A 19,944-nucleotide genomic window follows, 5' to 3' on the forward strand; every position below is an offset into this window, starting at 1 on the left:
GGCGAGCTTTCGCTCCAACTGCCACGGCTAAGAGGAATTCAGCTTGCCAAGTCGGCGCCGTGCTCGCCAAGGGTCGCGAGGCTGAGGCCCTTGAAGGCAGGCTCCGCGGCAGTCATCGACGCAAACACCGCGTCCGCCGAGCTCGGACGATCGACGCCGTCGAGCGCATGACCGAGCCTCGCGATCGCCTCGATGGCGGCGATCGCGGCTCCGGGCGGCGGGAACGCCGCGTTGATCCGCTGCACACGGCCCTTGAAGTTCGTAAAGCTGCCGTCGATTTCGGGATACGCCGCGATCGGCCAGACCTGGTTGGCCATCTGGCAGGTCTCGTTGGCGTCGCTCGATAGCACCAGCATGTAGTCGAGCGCACCGAAGCGCCTGACGAACTCTTCTTCGCCCAATGCGCGAACCAGGTCGGCGCGCATCGCGATCAGCATCTTGAGTTCGCCCGACGCGACGGCGGCTGCTAGTCCGTCGAGTCCATCGGCCGGGATCGCCAGCGCCGCGAGTCCGCGCGCGTTGGGATTTTTGTTCGCGCGGATCAGCAAGTCGTCATCGCCACTGGCGCCCGGCGGCGACCAACTGAGCGTCGCGATTCGATCCGATCCGATCGCGGTCTTCATCAACTGCTTCAGCGCGAACGCTTCTTCGTTGGTGGACTGCGCATCGACGACCGCCGCGATCGAATTGGGGCCGTACCGGCGCCTGTAATCCGCGATGATCGACGCTGCGCGCCTGATACCTTCGCCCCAGGGCTCGGTTACCAGCTGGTCCTTGGACTGCACGAGCGGCGACGTGAGGCGCGTCTCGTTCTGCAGCGCGGGGAAACTGTGACGGCCCTCGTCGCACATCCAATAGCTGTTGACGCCGGGGTTGAAGCGCGGCTTGAAGCGGTAGATTCGTCCGCGATGGTGGTGGATGTCGATCGCGCATCCACGCTCGCATCCGCCGCACACCGACGCGGTGCGATGCAGGTACCACACGCGCATCCGGAAGCGGAATTCCTTTTCGGTGAGTGCGCCGACCGGGCAGATGTCCACGACGTTGCCCGCGTACTTGTTGTTGACCGGCTGGCCCGGATTGATGTCGATGCGGTTATGGTCGCCGCGCTCGAAAATCGCCAGTTCGGAGGTCTTCGTCACTTCATCGAAGAACCGGGTGCATCGCGCACACAGGATGCATCGCTCCTGATCGAGCATCACGCCCGAGCCGATGTCGATCGCCTTGCCCTTGTGATTTTTCTCGGGCAACGGAAAGCGCGACGGCTGCTGATCGTAGTCCATGTAGTAGTCTTGCAGCTTGCACTCGCCGGCCTGATCGCAAACGGGACAATCGATCGGATGGTTGATCAGCAGAAACTCGAGCACCGCCTTCTGCGCGGTCCTGGCCTTGTCGCTTTTGGTATGGACGACCATCCCCTCGGCGACGCGCGTGTTGCAGGCGATTTGGAGCTTGGGCGCCTTTTCGACTTCGACCAGGCACATCCGGCAGTTGCCGACGATCGTCAAGCCGGGATGGTAGCAATATTGCGGAATCTCGATGCCGACGAGTTCGGCCGCCTGGATGAGATTCAGGTTGGCGCCGGCGTCAACTTCCTTGCCGTCAATGGTGAGCTTGGGCATCTGAAAATCTCAGTGGCCGGCCGCGGCGCTGAGGCCGCCCGCCTTGCCGTCACGATCTTTGAACGGGCATCGCCCGAGCTTGATGTGCGCCTCGAATTCGTCGCGATACTTGGGCACGAAGCTCTTCACCGGCATCGAGAGGCTGTCGGCGAGCACGCAAATGGTGTTGCCTTCCATGTTGGAGGCGGCATCGATGAGGACCTTGAGATCTTCCATCTTGCCGCGCCCCGCTTCGATTTCGGTGACCAATTTTTCGATCCAGCCGCATCCTTCGCGGCACGGCGTACACTGTCCGCATGACTCGTGATGGTAGAAATGCGCGATCGTTTTGAGCGCATCGACCATGCAGGTGTCTTCGTGCATCACCATCACGCCCGCAGTCCCCATCAGCGAACCGGCAGCGCGCACGGATTCGAAATCCATGTTGACTTTGACGGCCTCTTCGGCGGTGAAGATGGGAAACGACGAGCCGCCGGGAATGACGCCCTTGAGCGCCTTGCCGTCGAGGATTCCACCGCCGACATCGTAGATCAGATCCTTGAGCGGAAAGCCCATCGGCAATTCGTACAATCCCGGTTTGTTGACGTGACCGGAGAGGCAGAAAATTTTGGGACCGGGACTTTTTTCGGGACCGATCGATTTGTACCAGTCGGCGCCGCGATTGATGATGTGCGGGACGTTCGCGAGCGTCTCGACATTGTTGACGACGGTCGGGCATCCGAACGCGCCCTGGATGGCGGGAAACGGCGGACGGTTGCGGGGATACGCGCGCTTGCCTTCGAGCGATTCGAGCAGGCCGGTTTCCTCGCCACAGATGTATGCGCCGGCGCCGCGATGCGTGAAGACGTCGAGGTCGAAGCCGGAGCCAAGGATGTTCTTGCCCAGGTAGTTGCTGGCGTAAGCCTCGGCGATTGCGGCGTCAAGAATTCTCTTCTGCACGGTGAACTCGCCGCGCAGGTAAGTGTAGGCAATATGCGCGCCGACCGCGCGACACGTGATCGCGATGCCCTCGATGATGCCGTGCGGATCTAACTCGAGTTCGTAGCGATTGGCGAACGTGCCGGGCTCGCTCTCGTCGGCGTTGCAACATAGATAGACCGGCTTCTTGGAATCTTTCGGAATGAAGCTCCACTTCACGCCGGTTGGAAACGCCGCGCCGCCGCGCCCGCGCAGGTTCGAGTTCTTGACCTCGTTGATAATCTCCTCGGGCTTCATGTCGAACAGCGCCTTGCGCAGCGCCTTGTATCCGCCGTTGCCGACGTACACGTCGAGCTTGCGAAGATCAGGGATATCCAGCCAGCGAGTCAGTATCCGTTCCATGTGAATCCGGTCAGGCGGTTTGATGCTTGCCGCTGAGCGCCATCAGTTTCTGCTTCTGGCCCTGGATTTTCCGCTGTAGCGCCATCAGTGCGTCGAGCACGCCTTCCGGCCGCGGAGGACATCCAGGAACATACACGTCAACCGGGACAATTGTGTCGATGCCGGGCAAGGTCGCGTAATTGTCGTAGAAGCCGCCGGTCGAGGCGCATGCGCCAAACGCCATCACCCACTTAGGCTCCGCCATCTGATCGTAAACGCGGCGCAAAATCGGCCCCTGCCGGACCGTTACGGTGCCGATCACCATCAGCAGATCCGCCTGGCGCGGAGTGAAGCGCGGCAGCAGCGCGCCGAAGCGGTCGATGTCGTAGGGAGTCATCGAGAGCGACATATATTCCATCGCGCAGCAGGCGGTCGCGAACGGATACGGAAAAATCGAAAACTTTCGCGCCCAACCAAGAGCCTTGTCCAGCCGGGTCAGGACCGCGGTGTCGCCCAGCATATTCTCGTCGCCCTTGGACGACTCGAGCCCGCTCTTAATTAAAGCCATTGATGCCTCTGGCGATGGATGTCTACGTTAGATTGCTACGGTTGAAGGGTAGCAAGCATCGCGTCGCCACGTCAACGAACCCTAATGAGACGGCCGTTCTGAGTGAAGGAAAACTTGCACTGCCATGGCATCTCACGAAATTCGCAGCACGCCGGCGCCTTTGATCTCGTCGTGTTTGAGCATCTTGAGCGCCATATTCGCCTCGGCCAGCCCGAAGGCCACGGTACTCGTGCGAATCGGTATCTCGCCCGCAAGCTTCAGGAACTCTTCGCCGTCGGCGCGTGTGTTAGCCGTCACACTGCGAAGTTCTTTTTCATAGAAGAGATGCTTTTCGTAGTCCAGCGCCGGAATTGGACTTAGGTAAATTCCCGCGACCGCCAGGATGCCTCCGCGATCGAGCGCTTTCAGAGCCGGCAACACGAGATTTCCCGCCGGAGCAAACAGAATTGCCGCATCCAGCAGCGCGGGCGGCGGATCCTCTGCGTTGCCGATCCATTCGGCGCCAAGATCTTTCGCCAGGTCGCGATGCGGTCCGCCCCGGCTCATGACAAACACGCGGCATCCCCAGTGGCGGATCACCTGAATCGCAAGATGAGCCGAGCCGCCGAAGCCGTAGAGGCCGACCGTCGCACCCGGCTTGACCTCGGCACGCTTGATTGCGCGAAATCCTATTATTCCGGCGCACAACAGGGGCGCCGCTTCCTCATCGCCAAGCGAATCGGGGATCGCGTAAGCGAAATCCTCACGCACGGCGGCCCACTCGCAGTAACCGCCGTCGTGGTCGTAGCCGGTGAAGCGCGCGTTCGGGCAGAGATTTTCGCGCCCGCGGCGGCAATAGATGCAACCGCCGCAGGTCTCGCGAAGCCATGCGATCCCGACTCGATCGCCCTGCTTGAAACGAACGGCGCCGGCCCCGCGCTTGTCCACGACGCCCACCACTTCATGGCCGGGGATGATTCGCGGATGGCGCGGCGGCAGGTCGCCTTCGGCGACGTGAAGATCGGTCCGGCATACGCCGCAAGTGCGTACTCGCACGAGAATTTCGCCCGGCCCCGGCTCGGGCACGGCCGTGTCGATGGCGTGGAGCGGATCCGATTCGATCGGCGCGGGCTTTTCGACCACCATCGCCTTCATTTTTTCATCAATCTCATTTGCAACGATTGAACTCGAACTGGAAATATCATACCTGACGCGTCCGTTGTTGGCCTGCCAACAAACCCCGTAAGCCACCGAAAGGCAAATAATTGTGCTACCGTTTATCGGCGTGCTCTATTGAGCCGCACGGATGCAGGCGCTCAAACAATCCCAACCGTCGGGCGAACTTTCATTTGCGCGCTCCGATAACTCTACGCTGGTCGTCCGGCTCGCCGGCGATTGGCATCTTCGCCGTGGCCTGCCTGAGCCTGACCTTGTACTGAAACAACTCGACACCGCGCCGAAGCCCGTCAGGCTGACCTTTGACGCTGCCGGGCTTGGCGACTGGGACAGCGGCCTGCTCACGTTCCTCATGGGCGTCAGCGAGATCTGCCATAAGCGCAACTTGCCCGCGGATTGGAGCCCGCTTCCCGAGGGCGTGCGGGGCTTGATCCAGCTGGCGGAAGCGGTGCCGGAAAAACTCGGCGCGCGCCACGAGGCGTCGCATGCCACGTTCATCGAAGAGCTTGGCCAGGCGACGATTTTGTATGCGCGCGGGCTGCAAGAATTTTTGCGCTTCCTCGGCGAAGTTGCGATCGCGTTCGCCATGCTGTGCGTTGGCAAGGCGCGTTTTCGAAGGGTTGACCTGATGATCGCGATCCAGGATTGCGGCGCCAGCGCGTTCGGCATCATCACGCTGGTCAGTTTCCTGGTCGGGGTGATTCTCGCGTTCATGGGCGCGGTTCAGCTGCAACAATTCGGCGCGGCAATATACGTCGCCGACCTGGTCGGAATTGCGATGAGCCGCGACATGGGCGCGATGATGACCGCGATCATCATGGCCGGCCGCACCGGAGCCGCGTTTGCCGCGCAGCTCGGCTCGATGAAAGTGACGCAGGAAATCGACGCGCTGACCACGATGGGAATCTCGCCGCTCGAATTCCTGGTCTTGCCGCGCGTGCTGGCCCTGTTCCTGATGATCCCGCTGCTATGCGTGTACGCCGATTGCCTCGGTGTAGCAGGCGGAGCGTTCGTCGGCGCGACGATGCTGCATATCTCGGTCGGCACGTACATTCGCGAAACGGCAAACGCGGTCACACTCACCGAAATCTTGGGCGGCGTATTCAAGGCCGCTGTTTACGGCGTAATTATCGGGGTCGCCGGATGCCTGCGCGGGTTCCAGTGCGGCGACAGCTCGTCGGCGGTCGGTGACGCGGCGACTTCGGCGGTGGTTACGGGAATCGTCTATGTAATCGTCGCGTGCGGAATGTTCGCCTTCATCTTCAATCTCCTCGGACTTTAGCTGGAAGTGAGAATCAACCTGCACAGCCCGGCGCGCTGATATGGCCACCACCCCCTCATCAATCAAGTCTTCGGACGGCAAACGCCTCTCCAGGGTGAAGTTTCCCAAGGAGGGTCCTCCGCCCATCACGGTCAAGAATCTCACCATGGCGTACGGAACCTTCGTGTTGATGAAAGATATAAACTTCACCGTGAATCACGGCGACATCTTCATAATAATGGGCGGCAGCGGCAGCGGCAAAAGTACCCTGCTCCGCCACCTGCTCGGGCTGATCGTGCCCGCTGAGGGCGAGGTTTGGTACGGCGATTTCAACTTCACCAGAGGCGAGCCGCTCGAGCGCGAGGCGATGCTGCGGTACTTCGGCGTTCTCTACCAGAGCGGCGCGCTATGGAACTCGATGACGCTGGCGGAAAACGTGGGACTGCCGCTCGGCGAATTTACCGATCTGTCGGACGCGGAAATTCGGGAAGTTGCTGCGCTGAAGCTGGCGCTGGTCGGGCTCAAGGGCTTCGAGGACTACTATCCCAGTCAGATCAGCGGCGGGATGAAAAAGCGGGCGGGACTTGCGCGTGCGATCGCGCTGGACCCGGAAATACTTTTCTTTGACGAGCCGTCGTCCGGCCTCGATCCGATAAGTTCGCGCCTGCTCGACGACTTAATCCTGGAACTGCGCGACAACCTCGGCGCGACGATCGTCGTCGTGAGTCACGAGCTGGCCAGCATTTTTGCGATCGGCAACAACAGCGTCTTTCTCGACGCGGAGAGCAGGGCCATGATCGCACACGGCGACCCCAAGGACCTGCTGGCGCATTGCACCGATCAGCGCGTGAAAACCTTCCTCACCCGCGGAGGAAAAGACGCGGACAAATCAGCGAGGAATCATGGGTAAACGAATCAATCCGGCCACCGTGGGTGCGTTCGTTTTGGGCGGACTGGGCCTGATCCTGGCGGCGGTTGTGGCCTTCGGATCGGGAAACCTGTTCCGCACCACCCACCAATTTGTCATCTACTTCGGCGGCGGCGGCGGCGGTATCAACGGCCTGAGGGTCGGCGCGCTGGTCAAGTTCAAGGGCGTCGAGATAGGCCAGGTCAAACAGATTCGATTGCGCCTGGAGCAGGAGGTGAGCCGCGACACCGGCAAGTTGAGGGCCCAGGTGCGCATCCCGGTAATCATCGAGCTCGATCAGGAAAAGATTCTTTCTCACGGCGGCACCACCATGGACTTGAGCGACCCGCATACAATTCCCAACCTGATCCGGGAAGGGCTGCGCGCGCAACTGGGCTCGGACAGCTTCGTGACCGGCCTGCTATACGTGGCGCTGGACATCGAGCCGAATATGCCGATTCAAATGGTCGCGCCGCCGGGTTCTCCGCTGCAGGAAATTCCCGCAATTCCAACTACCCTCGAACAAGCCCAGGCGGTGGCGGTCCGAATTTTCGAAAAACTCGACAAGGTGGACTTCGGCGCCGTTTTCCAGCAGATGACCGATATGGTGAATTCCATCAGGCAACTCACCAGCTCGCCTGGGCTCAGGGAAGCGGTGGCCAATTCCGAAAAAACACGCCGGCAACTGGAACGAACGCTGGCTGGCGCACAGCAGACTCTCAGCACGATGAACAGCCAGGTACCTCCCCTGTCGGACTCTTTGCAGAAGACCTCGGTTTCCGCAGACGCCGCAGCGAAGCAGGCCCGGCTGACGTTCGGCGCCGTCCAAACGGCGATCGAGCCGAACTCTCCCGTCAACTACCAGGTGCTGCAGACGCTGCAGGACGTCTCCGCCGCCGCGCACTCGATCAAGGAGCTGGCCGACTACCTGCAACGTAACCCGAGTGCAATCATTCGCGGGCGCGACATCAGCCAGGATTAACGATGACCTCGACCAGACAGCTTGTGAAGACTTGTGCGGTCGGCGCGATCGCGATGGCGCTGGCAGGATGTTCCGATGTCGCCAAAACGATTCTCGCCCCACAGCCGGATATCACGAAGTTTTATCTCCTCACACCCACGGCGGGCACTGCGGCGCCGGCGGCTGCGCAGGGCGTGGGCGGCGATTTCGCGATCGGACTTGGGCCGATCAAACTGCCTCCGTACCTCGATCGCCAGGAAGTAGTGACGCGGGCTGCCCCCAATCGTCTCGAGCTCTCAAAGGACGCGCGATGGGGCGAATCGCTGCAGAACGGTTTCACGAACGTGATGGCGCGCGACCTCGCCGCGCAAGCCGGGACGCGGCGCGTGATTATCTTCCCGTGGTACAACACCACGCATATCGATTTTCAGGTCCAGATTGACGTCTATCGCTTCGAGACCGACGGCCAGGGCAACGCGCAACTATCGGCGAAATGGACGATTCTCGACTCCACCGGCAAGAACATCCTGTATACTGCGGAGTCCAATCTGACGCAGCCCTCCAAGCCCGGCGATACCACGGATGCGGCGGCTGCGCTTAGCCGAACGGTCGGCGATCTGAGCGGCCAGATCGCGAACATGCTGCGCCAGGTGCGCTCGCAACAGGGTGCGCATCCGGCTTGAGCGTAAATCGGCGCGCCCAGATCGCGAGCGGCGCAGTTTTGTTTTGCAACTAGGTTGCCTCACCGTAACTGATCGCTTATAAACGCGATTGATGCCGTCGATGCATTCATCGCTCGCTTCCGCGCCGCGGGAACGCGCGCCGATCCGCGATATCCTCGATCGAGCGCTCGCGGGCGCGCGCTTAAGCGATGCCGACGCGATCGCGCTTATCGAATGTCCCGATGGCGGCCTCGACGCCATGCTCTCCGCGGCGGCTGAACTCCGCGATCGTGGCAAGGGCCGCGACGTAACCTACTCGCGCAAAGTCTTTCTGCCCGTCACCAATCTCTGCCGCGACCGATGCACCTATTGCACGTTCCGCAAAGACCCCGGCGACCCGGGCGCGTGGACGATGATGCCTGACGAGATTGCCGATTGGTCGCGGCGTGGCGCCGAACTCGGATGCAAAGAGGCGCTGATGTGCCTGGGCGACAAGCCCGAGGTCGCATTCAAGGAATATCGCGAGACGCTGGCGCGGCTGGGCGTCCGCACCACGATCGAATACGTCGGCCGCGCCTGCGAAATCGCGCTGGCTGAGGGACTGCTGCCGCATACCAACGCCGGCCTGATGACGTCCGATGAAATGCGCGCGCTGCGTCCGCTCAACGCGAGCATGGGTCTGATGCTCGAAAATATCTCGCCGGGACTGCGCGCGCGCGGCGCAGTGCATCAGGCCGCGCCGGACAAGGATCCTGCGCTGCGGATTAAGATGATAGATGAGGCAGGCGCGATCCGAATTCCGTTCACGACCGGAATCCTGCTCGGGATCGGCGAGACTCCGGCCGAACGCGCGCTGAGCCTGACAGCGATTCGCGACACCCATGAGCGTCACGGCCATATCCAGGAAGTGATCATCCAGAATTTTCGCGCCAAGCCTGAAATTGCGATGGCCGATGCGCCGGAGCCTGACGCATACGACATGGCGCGGGCGATCGCGACCGCGCGCCTGGTGCTCGGGCCGGCGATGAACGTACAGGCGCCGCCTAACTTGTCGCCGCGTCAGATCGAGTTGTTCCTGAGCGCCGGAATCAACGACTGGGGCGGAATTTCGCCGCTCAGCAAGGACTACGTGAACCCCGAGGCGCCGTGGCCGCACATCGAAAGGCTCGCCGAGCGATGCGCGCGAGCTGGATTCAGGCTCGATGAAAGGCTCGCAATTTATCCCGAATACATCAATGATGAGTGGCTCGACCCGGCGGTCGCGACTAAAGTGCGCGCGATATGGGATCGATCCGTCGGAGGCCAACAATGAATCTGGAGTACTGGCGAGATTACGTTGACGAAATCGAAGCGACTCCCGTTGACGCTTTGCTTGGCAAGGCGTCCCCCGCCGTGCGCACCGCGCTCGAACACGCTCTCCTGAAAAGAGAACTGACGCCCGAAGAAGGCCTGCTGCTATACACCGCGGAGGGCGACGACTTGCGCGCGACCATCAGATGCGCCGACATCGCACGCGCCGAGGACGTCGGCAACGAAGTCACCTACATCGTCAATCGCAACATCAACTTCACCAATGTCTGTTTCGTGGGATGCCAGTTCTGCGGCTTCAAGCGTCAACGCTGGGAGGCCGACGCCTACGATCATTCCGACCAAACGATCGTGCGCAAAGTGGCCGACGCAGTCGCGCGTGGAGCGACCGAGATCTGCATGCAGGGCGGCATCAACCCCGACATGCCGCCGTTCAAGTATCGCGACCTGCTCGATACGATGAAGGGCGCATTTCCCGAGATACACATCCACGCCTTCTCGCCGATGGAGATAATGTACGGCGCCAGACGCGTGCGGATGGACTATCCGGAATACATCACGATGCTCAAGGAGCACGGACTGGGCTCGATCCCGGGCACCGCCGCGGAAATCCTCGACGACGGCGTGCGCGAGATCCTCAGTCATAAGAAGGTCGATGTTTCCGCGTGGGTCGAGATAATCACCACCGCTCATGCGGTCGGCGTGCCAACCACGTCAACCGTCATGTACGGTCACGTCGAGACTCCCCACCATGTGGTGAATCATCTCGACTTGATCCGCACGATCCAGAAGCAGACGCACGGCTTCACCGAGTTCGTGCCGCTCAGATTCATCCATCAGAACACGATGCTTTACCGCAAGGGCCTGGTCTCGCCCGTGGATCGCGGTCAACTGGATTTCCAGATGTACGCGTTCTCGCGCCTGTTCCTGCGCGGGCAAATCGACAATATCCAGACCTCGTGGGTCAAGTGCGGCCTCGATCTCGCGGCGCTCACGCTCAAGGCCGGATGCAATGATTTTTCGGGCACGCTGATGGAGGAAATGATCACGGCCCTGGCCGGCGGCGACTCGGGTGAGTTCGTGCCGGTCGATTTGTTCGAGGAAAAAGCGCGCGAGATGGGCCGCGTCGCGGTCGAACGTACCACGCTCTACAAGAAGCTCTACGGAAGAAAGGCACCCAATGGAGCGCGGCCAATCGCGTCCTCTCCCGTCCCGGCAGATCACCACGCTTGCGGGGGGAGTGGGTGCAGCTAAGTTCATCCGGGGACTGGTTCGGCGTATCGATCCCGAAAGGCTGACCGTCGTCGTTAACACCGGCGACGACGAAACCTTTTACGGGCTTCACGTCTCCCCTGATATCGACACCGTCACCTACACGCTCGCGGGCGTCGTCAGTCGTGCGCAAGGCTGGGGATTGGACGGAGAATCGTTCAACGTGCTCCGCGCGCTCGCGCGTTTCTATGGCAAGCCGTGGTTCGGCCTGGGCGATCGCGACCTCGCCACGCATCTGTACCGCACCGAGCGGATGCATCAGGGCATATCGCTCAGCCGAATCACCGCGGAAATCGCCGACGCATTCGGAGTCAAGTCGCGAATCTTGCCCATGAGCGACGACCGGGTGCGGACCTTCGTGAAATTGCGCGGACGCCGCGCCATCCCATTCCAGGAGTACTTCGTGCGCGGGCGCGCACGCGGCGCCGTCGAAAAGATCGAGCTGCGTGGAATCAGCCGCGCGCGCGTCAATCCCGCGGTCCTGCGGGCGATTGGCAAATCCGGCGCGGTCATCCTGGCGCCGTCGAATCCGTTCGTCTCGCTTGGCCCGATTCTGAAATTGACGGGCGTGCGCGCGGCGCTGCGCCGCGTGAAACCGCGCGTCGCGGCCATAAGTCCGATCGTGGCCGGCAAAACGATCAAAGGTCCCGCTGACAAAATGCTCCGCGGCCTTGGGATGGAAGCCTCGCCGCTTGGAGTTGCGCGGCTCTATCGCGATATAGCCGGACTGTTCGTGCTGGACAACGCCGATCGGCGTTACCTCGAGTCGATCGAACGGCTTGGGATGCGCGCGCTCGCAACCGACACGATCATGGCCACTCCCGAGCGCGCCGCCGCTTTGGCCGAAGTGGTTCTGCAAGCGCTTGAGGTGTAGTAGGCTGGTCCCGCCGATGCGCACGATAAGTCTCACTGCGATCGAGGGAATCCCGATGGTGAAGGCGGGCGACGATCTTGCCGCGCTGATTGCCCGGGGACTCGACGACACCGGCTTCAGACTCGAACCCGGCGATATTCTCGTCGTATGCCAGAAGGTAGTCTCGAAAGCCGAGGGTCGCGTCGTGGATTTGAAGGATTTCGAGCCCTCCGAATTCGCCCGAAGCTATGCGAAGCGGTGGGAAAAAGATCCGCGCGCGGTCGAAATCGTGCTGCGCCAAACCAGCAGAATCGTCCGCAACGACCGCGGTGTACTAATTGTCGAGACCGGACCCGGATGGGTCTGCGCCAATGCCGGCGTCGATGAATCCAACAGCCTTGAAGACGGCCGCGCCATCCTGTTGCCCGACGATCCCGACGCGTCGGCGCGCCGTCTTCGCGACCAGATTCGCCGGCGCTCCGGCGTTACCGTCGCGGTGCTGGTTACCGACACCTTCGGCCGTCCGTGGCGCGACGGCCTTACCGAAGTATGCCTCGGAATAGCCGGCATGAATCCAATCCTCGACTTGCGCGGCACCACCGACCTGGGCGGCCGCGAATTGCATCATACCGTGGTCGCAATCGCCGACGAGATCGCGTCCGCCGCAGGCCTCCTGATGGAAAAAGCGGGCGCCACTCCGGCGGTCGTCGTGCGCGGGTACAAATATGAACCGTTCGAGGGCAGCGCGAAGGTATTGATTCGTCCCGCCGAAGCCGATTTATTCCGCTAACTGCATCCAGTGAACAGTGAAAAGTGAAAAGTGAAAAGTGAAAAGAGCCAAGGCAACTCAACTCGCTGCCGCATCGACGCCTGAGGCTTTGAGCCCCGCGCGCCTGGTCGAAGCCGACCTGACAGCGGCCGAAGCGAAACTCTCCCGCCTGCTCGACTCCAACGAATCGACAATCGCGGAAGTTTGCCACTACCTCGTCGACGCGGGCGGCAAGCGGCTGCGACCGACGTTCATCCTGCTGGTGTACCGCGCATGCGGCGGAACTGAGGCGAAAGTGGCGGACGCGATCGACGCTGCAATCGCGCTCGAACTGATCCATTCCGCGACACTGCTCCACGACGACATCATCGATCGCGGCCTGCTGCGTCGCGGCAAGCCGTCGGCGTTCGCACGCTACGGCTTTGGCCCGTCGTTGATCGCGGGCGACTATCTGTTCTGCCGCGCGTTCGAAGTATGCGGCCGCTTCGAAGAACATCTCGTACACACCGCGGCGCAGGCGTGCATCCATCTGACCGAAGGCGAAGTGATGGAGGGCAGATTCCGTCACAATACGGCCGCGACTCTGGCCGACTATATCGCGGTCATCGATCGCAAGACCGCGTCACTGTTCCACGCCGGCGGCAAGGTTGCGGCGGACCTCGCAGGCGTGTCGTCGCGGACGATCGATGCGATGGCGAAGCTCGGAACCGCGATGGGCCTGGCATTCCAGATGGTCGATGATCTGCTCGATATCCTGGGGCCGGAAGAAAAAATCGGCAAACCTGTCGGCTCCGATTTGCGCGCCGGCATTCTGTCGCTGCCGGTCGTGCTCGGTGTCGAGCGCAGCGCCGAGCTGCGCGCGTTGTTCCAGAACGGAACCAGGATGAAGGGCGCGGTGCTCGAGCGCGCGCTCGACCTGCTGCGAGATCCTGAAATCATCACCACCGCACGCCGTCTTGCCGCACAGCAAGTCGCAATCGCGCGGTCGATCGTAGGCCTGCTCGAACCGTCGCCCTACCGCGACGGCTTGGCAACGTTGATCGACGACCAAATCTCCCGCGAAGTCTGAGACACTCGCGCGCGCTGCCGCGGCACTTCTCCACAGGCTGAAACCGAAGCAACGGGGAACTCCAGATGCTCAATGCAATCGTCGTTGGTGCCGGACCGGCGGGCGCCCTGCTCGCCTACCTGCTCGCGCGCCGCGGCGTCCCGGTGACGCTGCTCGAACGACAGACTGATTTTTCGCGCGAGTTTCGCGGTGAGGTCCTGATGCCGTCGGGAATCGCGGCGCTCCACGAAGCCGGACTTCGTCAACCGCTCGGCGCTTTGCCGAATCTATCGATTCGAACCGTCGAGATCTTTCGCGGCGAACGGCGAATAGTTGCCATTCCGGTTGACGGCTTCGAGACGCCGCCGCGGATTGTGCCGCAGCCTGCGATGCTTGAGATGATTGTTGCCGAGGCAACGAAAGCGAAATTCCCCGGCTTCAAGCTCGAACGCGGCGTAACCGTGCGCGATCTGATCTATGAAAAAGACCGCGTGGCCGGCGTTCATGCCGACACCCTCGAGGGTCCGCGCGATTATCGCGCCGACTTCGTGATCGCATGCGACGGGCGCGCATCTGCGATTCGAAAACGCGCCGCCCTCCCCCAGGACCGCATCATGCAGGCCTTCGATGTCGTATGGGGCCGCGTCCCCGGCCATTTTCTCGACGGCCGCACCGCGCGCGGCTACATCGGAAACGGGCGCCTGCTCATCATCTATCCTTCTCCCGAAGGGCACATGCAGATCGGATGGGTCATCGACAAAGGGGCCTTCGGCGACATCAAAAAGCTTGGCGCCGAAGGATGGATCGGCGCGCTCGCGCCGCACGTGTCATCCGATCTGAGGAATTTTCTCGCCGCGAATAAGACCGGCCCGGCGCATCCGTTCTTGCTCGACGTCATCTGCGACCGGCTGCGCGAGTGGACCGTCCCCGGGTTGCTCCTGATAGGCGACGCTGCGCATCCGATGTCGCCGGTCGCAGCGCAAGGAATCAACGTCGCGCTGCGCGATGCGGTCGTCGCGGCCAACCATCTAGGTCGCGCGCTCGTGATGCATGCCGACGAGGCCATGCTCGATTTTGCGGCGCGCAATATTCAGGCCGAGCGATGGCCCGAGGTCGTGACGATACAGGACATGCAGCAGCTCGGACCGCGCTTCGTGATGTCGAATTCGCTGCTTGGCCGTATCGTCGTTAGCGCGCCGATGATCGCATTTGCGAAACTTTTCCTCGCCGGCTTCCTCGCCCGGCGATTCGATCCGTTCCTCAACGGCGTCACCCGCGTCGTGATGGAGCAGTAGTCGTCTTACCCTTCTTCGATTGATTGACATGGTGACCATCCGGATGCTGAAACACGATGAAAATTAGCCCGATAACCCTTTGCACGGGCCGCGTCCGCGCGATGCTCGCGCTTTGGTTTGTACAAACGCCGCCTGGGTTCTGGCGCCGCCGCATGAAAAACGCCTCTCCGATCAAAACCGAAGCCGTATGGGTGGCGCTTGGCTCGATCGCGTTCGCGCTCTGCTTTGGCTATCCAATCCTGCGTCATCTCACCCGGGGAGATGTTCCCAAATTCAGCTATAGCGATTGGGATTACGGTCTGTCACTTCATTGGATCTCTTTCCACACCATAACCCATTTTCATCAATTTCCGTTTTGGGATCCGTACAGGTGCGGCGGGATGCCGCTATTCGGTAACCCTCAATCATCCGTGCTCACGCCATTCCTGCTCCTTCATCTGCTGTTTGGACCGGTGATCGGACTGCGTCTCGAGTTCGTCAGCCATATTGCGATAGCGTTCGGCGGCGCCTATTTTCTCGCTCGCGTGCTGGGGATCTCCAGGCTCGGGGCGGTCGCTTGTGCGGGTCTCTTTGCCGGCAGCTCGTGGTACTACCTCCACACCGAAATAGGACACTACGTCTTCATGCCATACGCTTACCTTCCATGGGCGGCTGCGTTGCTGTGCCTTGGCCTGGAGCGCCGTCGGCTGACGCCTGCCGCGCTCGGCGGTCTGGTGATGGCCTTGATGTTAACGGAGGGTGGCGTATACGCACTCTTGCATACGGCGTTGCTCCTCGCGTTGCTTGCGCCAATGATCGCGCTGCAGCGGCGGAGCTTCTTCCCCTTGATGGTGCTGGCCGTCATGGGTGCATTCACGGTTGGTTTTGGGGCGATCAAGCTCCTCCCCGGGCTCGCGTTCACCGGGGTTTACGCGCGGCTGTGGCCTCCGAACCAGGTCAATCATCTGCCGTTACTTTGGTTCGAGCTTTTCTCGCGCGTTCAGAGCCCCACGAGATTCGGCAATCATATATATGACGCCTACATTGGAGTGTTGTTCGCGGGTTTAGCACTGCTGGGGATCGTCCTGCAGTTTCGCCGCGCTTTAATCTGGGCAATTTTGGCTTTCGCGCTGCTGCTCCTGGTGGCAGGGGGCTTTGGGCCGTACTCCCCGTGGGTCCTGATACACAAACTGCCTTTCTTCGCCTCCACGCGCGTGCCGGTGCGCTTGCTCCTGCCATTCACGCTGGTAGTCGGAGTGCTGGCCGGCTTCGGGACCGATGCGATCCGCGCGATGGCAAAACCGTGGGGAGCAAGAATTGCCGTGTTGCTGATCGGACTGGCGCTGATAGACTGCTGGTCCGTCAGCACGCGCTACCTCCATTATGTAGTCAAGGGCCACGATGCTGCGCTGTCGCCATCGCCCGTTTTCCACCAGTGGCGCAATCAGTACCTTCATCACCACATGTTCATGGCTGCGAAAGCGAATATAGGGGTGCTTTCGTGCTATGAACCGGTTCGGCCGCCCCGCTACCCTCTCGGCTTCGATCAGCCGGATTATCAGGGAGAGCAGTACCTGCTCGGCGCCGGCACGGTGACGCTTGAGCGATGGACCCCCAACGCCCTGAGCTTCGACATTGACGCGCCGGCGCCAACGATGATGGTGGTCAATCAGAATTACGAACCGGGCTGGCGCGTGGCGCAAGGAGCGGGCACACTCGCCGCAAATAACGGCCTGATCGCAGTACAATTACCCGCCGGCAAACAGCGCCTCGAACTGGTTTATCGAAGCCAGCATTTCCTGATCGGCCTATCGATCACGCTGGTAACTTTCATGGCGATGCTGCTGCTTTGGGGTTACGAACGTTGGCGGGCCCATTCCTCAACGGCGTCACCCGCGTCGTGATGAAACAGTAATCGCCTTGCCGGCAATGGTTCAGTTTCGATGAAATGGAACGCGGGAAGGCGGCCAAGTCCCGTAAAACGCCACACAACCATCGGGCGGATGAAATAGCCAGTATGGAAAATCATCCGCCGGCCGAACAATCGCGATGGCAGGTGATGGCGAGCGAGGCGTTCGCATTCAGAGAGTTCGCCTCGCTGCGCAGAGATCCAATCTATCGCGGCGAGGGCGTGCCGCGCGGCGACGGACGCCTCGTCGTAATCATTCCCGGGCTTTTCGGCAGCGACTTCTATCTCTGGCCCTTGCGGGGATGGATTTCTCGCATCGGCTTTCGCGCGGCCACCTCGGGACTGTGGGTCAACGCGGGATGTCCCGACCGGCTCACGTCAGACATCCAGAAATGGGTCGAACGCCAGGAGCCGCGGCACGATCGACCTCTCGTGCTGATCGGTCATAGCCGCGGAGGCCTGCTTGCGCGAGCGCTGGCCGTACGGCTTGGGCGCCGGGTGTCACATCTCGTCACGCTCGGATCGCCGATGGGGCTCGTATCGTCGTTCGCGCAGCGCGGAGACGTCCCGCCAATCGCGCATCCAACGATGAGCACGGTCTGGAATGCGAGCAACACCGCGCGCCGGATTCTCGATCCTCAATGCCGCTTCCCGGATTGTGGATGCGAATTCGTCGCTAACATGCGCGCTTCGCTCGCTCCCCAGACGATTGTGCTTTCGATCTACAGCCGCGAGGATCCGATCGTCCCGCCCGAGTCTTCAATCGTGACCGGCGCGCGCAACGTCGAGGTGACGGGCACGCACTCGGGCCTGGTTTACAATCCGGCGGTCTACCGCGAACTCGCCCGCTCGCTCCCGTGAATTCCCCCCCCCGTGATGAAGCAGTAATCGTCCTGCCCTTCTTCGGTCGACATTGACATGAGGCGAAATCCTTGATCGCAGGGCTCTCCAAGTGTTAGCTCGTTCCAGGTCATGGAGTGGAAAGACGCAATCGTTAAGGTGCTTCAAGACGCCAAAGCGCCTATGCACTATACGGAGATCGCTGAGAAGATCGCCGAGGGCTCATTACGGCAAGAACTTACCGCGACTCCCGCCAACACCGTCGTCGCCATAATAACCACGTCTCTGAAAAACGACGGCGCTGAGTCGCCTTTTTCTCGCACTTCCCGAGGATATTATTCCCTTCGCGATGCCGAGCAGCAGGCGCCCGCCTTGGAGGAAGGGTCAGAGACCGAAACCTCGGAGGTGACCGGGCTAGTCAATGCGTTTGGAATGTTTTGGGAAAGGTCCAAGATCCTCTGGGCATCACAACCCAAGATCCTAGGGCAACAACAGACTGCCTCTGGCAGCGTCGATTTCTGTGATCAAAGGGGTGTTTATCTCCTGCACGATTCACAGGGAGTCGTTTACGTCGGGCGTACCACCGATCAGAGTCTCGGACGTAGACTCTACCAGCACACTATCGACAGACTCGCGGGCCGTTGGACTAGATTCTCTTGGTTCGGTGTGTATCCCGTCGAGCCGAACGGTACTCTAAGAACTGCCGCTGCTCTAGAAGCGATTGGCACAGATGTGGTGATCGCGACCATGGAGGCGGTCCTGATCGAGGGATTAGAACCCCGCCAGAACCGGAAGCGCGGAGACGACTTCCAGGCGATAGAGTTTATCCAGCTCGAAGACCCGGAAATCGAGAGCGACAGAAACCGAAGACTCCTCCAAGAGCTGCTCCAAGAGCTGCTAAAGCGCAAAGCATGAACCCCCGCCACGCAGCCGCGCTCGCGCTTGGGGATGAACTGTTCAGCCTGACCCCGCCGGATTTGCCGTGCTACGCGTACGGCATGGACAACCGTCACGATGCCCCTGACTGGCCGCACTCGCCCGAAATCGGCCGCCGCCCGCTTCTTGCAAAAACAATTTTTGACGGAACGAAACTACCCATAGAGCCGACCCGTCCCAAAACCACAAGTAATGGTAGAAATTGCTCTTTTCCGCCCTTTTCGATCACTCAAAACCGCGCCCACGCCGACCGCGTTGGGTTTGTTAGTCGTGCCGCGAAGTAAATCCGCGTCACTGAAACAGGAATCGCGCCCACGCCGACCGCGTTGGGTTTGTTAGTCGTGCCGCGAAGTAAATCCGCGTCACTGAAACAGTTGACATGAGGCGAAAAAAGAGCGAAAACAGTGCTGATGGCAGCACTCCCAAAACCCTCGTGGAGCAAACCTTCAAGCCCGATTCAGGCCCTCAGACTGCCGTCTCATATCCCGCTCGAAAGGCCACAACCACTTGTATTTTCAGGGGTTTTTCGTGGCCATGAACTTACCCGCAAGGATCGCCGCCTAAGCTCCGGACTCGCCTCGCTCGACGCCCTGATAGACGGTGGAATCCCGCGGGGGCGAATCAGCGAGATCACGGGCCGCGCCGGTTCGGGCAAGACCTCGATTGCCGCATCTTTCGCCGCCTTCGCCACCCGCCGTGGCGAGGTCGCCGCATGGCTCGATGCCTCAGGCGCCTTTGATCCCGAGAGCATGGCGGCTGCCGGAGTAGAGCTTGCCCGGATGCTGTGGGCGTCGATGAAGACAACGAAAACGACAACGACAGCGTCGCGGATGGCGCGTGCGACTCTCCCGTACAGCCGCTTCGCAGTCGGCCCGCTCGCGCGCCATCAATCCGCGATCGTCAAAGCTGCGGAACTCGTGCTCGAGGCCGGCGGCTTTGGCCTGGTCGTCGTCGATTTCGGCGAAGCGCCACGCGCACTCGCTCACGCGTCAGCGCTTCGAATCGCCCGCGCAGCCGAGCGCAGCGGCACAGCCGTGATCGCAATCGCACCGTGGCGGATGTGCGGGACGTTCGCGGCGCTGAGTCTGGCTGCCAGCCGCGCCAAGGCGTCGTTCAGCCGGCTCGCTCCCGGCTCACCGGTAATGTTCGACGGACTTGCGGTGGATGCGATGGTTGCGCGGAACAAGATGGGCGGAACGGGGCGGCGTGTTCGCGTTCGCGCTCTCGTTGATCCGGTTCCAATTCCAAATCCAACCGACTTGCATCCGCAGGTTCGAGTTTCCGCAAGCAGCTAGTGCGG

18 protein-coding genes are annotated in these 19,944 nt (G+C 61.3%); 14 read left to right on the forward strand and 4 right to left on the reverse strand.

The genetic code is table 11. The annotated features are described in order from the left end of the window. Window positions 1-38 precede the first annotated feature (38 nt). The 4 genes from ABR989_RS00085 to ABR989_RS00100 all read right to left on the reverse strand — a co-directional run bounded on the left by ABR989_RS00085 (window position 39) and on the right by ABR989_RS00100 (window position 4,623). Window positions 39-1,622 (reverse strand): NADH-quinone oxidoreductase subunit G, encoded by a 1,584-nt coding sequence (locus ABR989_RS00085; RefSeq protein WP_428124933.1) that lies wholly within the window; start codon window positions 1,620-1,622, stop codon window positions 39-41. Between the two features lie 9 nt (window positions 1,623-1,631). Beyond that, window positions 1,632-2,942: an NADH-quinone oxidoreductase subunit NuoF gene (gene nuoF, locus ABR989_RS00090; protein ID WP_428124935.1), complete on the reverse strand. Its 1,311-nt coding sequence runs from the start codon at window positions 2,940-2,942 to the stop codon at window positions 1,632-1,634. Between the two features lie 10 nt (window positions 2,943-2,952). Continuing rightward, window positions 2,953-3,441 (reverse strand): NADH-quinone oxidoreductase subunit NuoB, encoded by a 489-nt coding sequence (gene nuoB, locus ABR989_RS00095; protein WP_428125283.1) that lies wholly within the window; start codon window positions 3,439-3,441, stop codon window positions 2,953-2,955. Between the two features lie 180 nt (window positions 3,442-3,621). Beyond that, on the reverse strand, window positions 3,622-4,623 hold the full coding sequence (locus tag ABR989_RS00100) for a zinc-dependent alcohol dehydrogenase family protein (protein ID WP_428124937.1): 1,002 nt from the start codon (window positions 4,621-4,623) through the stop codon (window positions 3,622-3,624). A gap of 151 nt (window positions 4,624-4,774) precedes the next feature. Between ABR989_RS00100 and ABR989_RS00105 the strand changes: the two genes are divergently transcribed. From ABR989_RS00105 to ABR989_RS00170, 14 genes are all read left to right on the forward strand, one after another. Next, window positions 4,775-5,926, forward strand: a complete 1,152-nt coding sequence (locus ABR989_RS00105; protein WP_428124939.1) for an ABC transporter permease — start codon at window positions 4,775-4,777, stop codon at window positions 5,924-5,926. A gap of 145 nt (window positions 5,927-6,071) precedes the next feature. After that, the gene (locus tag ABR989_RS00110) at window positions 6,072-6,815 is read left to right on the forward strand and encodes an ABC transporter ATP-binding protein (RefSeq protein WP_428125284.1); all 744 of its coding nucleotides are present in this window, start codon (window positions 6,072-6,074) and stop codon (window positions 6,813-6,815) included. Further along, window positions 6,808-7,794: an MlaD family protein gene (locus tag ABR989_RS00115; protein ID WP_428124940.1), complete on the forward strand. Its 987-nt coding sequence runs from the start codon at window positions 6,808-6,810 to the stop codon at window positions 7,792-7,794. The genes ABR989_RS00110 and ABR989_RS00115 overlap by 8 nt, the downstream gene beginning before the upstream one ends. Window positions 7,795-7,796: 2 nt before the next feature. Beyond that, complete coding sequence (locus ABR989_RS00120; protein WP_428124941.1) at window positions 7,797-8,456, forward strand: PqiC family protein; 660 nt, start codon at window positions 7,797-7,799, stop codon at window positions 8,454-8,456. Between the two features lie 100 nt (window positions 8,457-8,556). Continuing rightward, window positions 8,557-9,747: a 7,8-didemethyl-8-hydroxy-5-deazariboflavin synthase CofG gene (gene cofG, locus ABR989_RS00125; protein ID WP_428124942.1), complete on the forward strand. Its 1,191-nt coding sequence runs from the start codon at window positions 8,557-8,559 to the stop codon at window positions 9,745-9,747. Further along, window positions 9,744-10,997 (forward strand): 5-amino-6-(D-ribitylamino)uracil--L-tyrosine 4-hydroxyphenyl transferase CofH, encoded by a 1,254-nt coding sequence (cofH, locus tag ABR989_RS00130; protein ID WP_428124943.1) that lies wholly within the window; start codon window positions 9,744-9,746, stop codon window positions 10,995-10,997. Before cofG ends, cofH begins: the two co-directional genes overlap by 4 nt. Continuing rightward, a complete protein-coding gene (gene cofD / locus ABR989_RS00135; RefSeq protein ID WP_428124944.1) occupies window positions 10,984-11,889 on the forward strand; it encodes a 2-phospho-L-lactate transferase in 906 nt (301 codons plus the stop codon). The genes cofH and cofD overlap by 14 nt, the downstream gene beginning before the upstream one ends. Window positions 11,890-11,905: 16 nt before the next feature. Then, a complete protein-coding gene (gene cofE, locus ABR989_RS00140) occupies window positions 11,906-12,658 on the forward strand; it encodes a coenzyme F420-0:L-glutamate ligase (protein ID WP_428124945.1) in 753 nt (250 codons plus the stop codon). A gap of 37 nt (window positions 12,659-12,695) precedes the next feature. Continuing rightward, the gene (locus ABR989_RS00145) at window positions 12,696-13,706 is read left to right on the forward strand and encodes a polyprenyl synthetase family protein (RefSeq protein ID WP_428124946.1); all 1,011 of its coding nucleotides are present in this window, start codon (window positions 12,696-12,698) and stop codon (window positions 13,704-13,706) included. Window positions 13,707-13,771: 65 nt separating this feature from the next. After that, entirely contained in the window at window positions 13,772-14,980 is a 1,209-nt protein-coding gene (locus ABR989_RS00150) for an FAD-dependent monooxygenase (protein WP_428124947.1), read from the forward strand. Window positions 14,981-15,036: 56 nt separating this feature from the next. After that, complete coding sequence (locus ABR989_RS00155) at window positions 15,037-16,863, forward strand: YfhO family protein (RefSeq protein ID WP_428124948.1); 1,827 nt, start codon at window positions 15,037-15,039, stop codon at window positions 16,861-16,863. 113 nt (window positions 16,864-16,976) lie between these two features. Next, window positions 16,977-17,729, forward strand: a complete 753-nt coding sequence (locus tag ABR989_RS00160; RefSeq protein ID WP_428124949.1) for a hypothetical protein — start codon at window positions 16,977-16,979, stop codon at window positions 17,727-17,729. A 111-nt stretch (window positions 17,730-17,840) separates the two neighbouring features. Next, window positions 17,841-18,623, forward strand: a complete 783-nt coding sequence (locus tag ABR989_RS00165) for an HTH domain-containing protein (protein WP_428124950.1) — start codon at window positions 17,841-17,843, stop codon at window positions 18,621-18,623. Between the two features lie 431 nt (window positions 18,624-19,054). After that, window positions 19,055-19,939 carry an ATPase domain-containing protein gene (locus ABR989_RS00170; RefSeq protein ID WP_428124951.1) on the forward strand — a complete coding sequence of 295 codons (885 nt, stop codon included), beginning with the start codon at window positions 19,055-19,057 and terminating at the stop codon, window positions 19,937-19,939. Window positions 19,940-19,944 lie beyond the last annotated feature (5 nt).

It is taken from the genome of Binatus soli (SeqCode) (assembly GCF_050015535.1).
GTDB lineage: Bacteria > Desulfobacterota > Binatia > Binatales > Binataceae > Binatus > Binatus soli.

What these genes read in the sequence shown, in the direction of transcription:
- nuoB (WP_428125283.1), bottom strand. Translation starts at nt 3,441, where the DNA reads ATGCTGGGCGACACCGCGGTCCTGACCCGGCTGGACAAGGCTCTTGGT.
- ABR989_RS00105 (WP_428124939.1), top strand. Translation starts at nt 4,775, where the DNA reads ATGCAGGCGCTCAAACAATCCCAACCGTCGGGCGAACTTTCATTTGCG.
- ABR989_RS00100 (WP_428124937.1), bottom strand. Translation starts at nt 4,623, where the DNA reads ATGAAGGCGATGGTGGTCGAAAAGCCCGCGCCGATCGAATCGGATCCG.
- ABR989_RS00155 (WP_428124948.1), top strand. Translation starts at nt 15,037, where the DNA reads ATGAAAATTAGCCCGATAACCCTTTGCACGGGCCGCGTCCGCGCGATG.
- ABR989_RS00085 (WP_428124933.1), bottom strand. Translation starts at nt 1,622, where the DNA reads ATGCCCAAGCTCACCATTGACGGCAAGGAAGTTGACGCCGGCGCCAAC.
- cofE (WP_428124945.1), top strand. Translation starts at nt 11,906, where the DNA reads ATGCGCACGATAAGTCTCACTGCGATCGAGGGAATCCCGATGGTGAAG.
- ABR989_RS00120 (WP_428124941.1), top strand. Translation starts at nt 7,797, where the DNA reads ATGACCTCGACCAGACAGCTTGTGAAGACTTGTGCGGTCGGCGCGATC.
- nuoF (WP_428124935.1), bottom strand. Translation starts at nt 2,942, where the DNA reads ATGGAACGGATACTGACTCGCTGGCTGGATATCCCTGATCTTCGCAAG.
- ABR989_RS00160 (WP_428124949.1), top strand. Translation starts at nt 16,977, where the DNA reads ATGGAAAATCATCCGCCGGCCGAACAATCGCGATGGCAGGTGATGGCG.
- cofH (WP_428124943.1), top strand. Translation starts at nt 9,744, where the DNA reads ATGAATCTGGAGTACTGGCGAGATTACGTTGACGAAATCGAAGCGACT.
- ABR989_RS00150 (WP_428124947.1), top strand. Translation starts at nt 13,772, where the DNA reads ATGCTCAATGCAATCGTCGTTGGTGCCGGACCGGCGGGCGCCCTGCTC.
- cofG (WP_428124942.1), top strand. Translation starts at nt 8,557, where the DNA reads ATGCATTCATCGCTCGCTTCCGCGCCGCGGGAACGCGCGCCGATCCGC.
- ABR989_RS00110 (WP_428125284.1), top strand. Translation starts at nt 6,072, where the DNA reads ATGGCGTACGGAACCTTCGTGTTGATGAAAGATATAAACTTCACCGTG.
- ABR989_RS00170 (WP_428124951.1), top strand. Translation starts at nt 19,055, where the DNA reads ATGGCAGCACTCCCAAAACCCTCGTGGAGCAAACCTTCAAGCCCGATT.
- ABR989_RS00165 (WP_428124950.1), top strand. Translation starts at nt 17,841, where the DNA reads ATGGAGTGGAAAGACGCAATCGTTAAGGTGCTTCAAGACGCCAAAGCG.
- ABR989_RS00115 (WP_428124940.1), top strand. Translation starts at nt 6,808, where the DNA reads ATGGGTAAACGAATCAATCCGGCCACCGTGGGTGCGTTCGTTTTGGGC.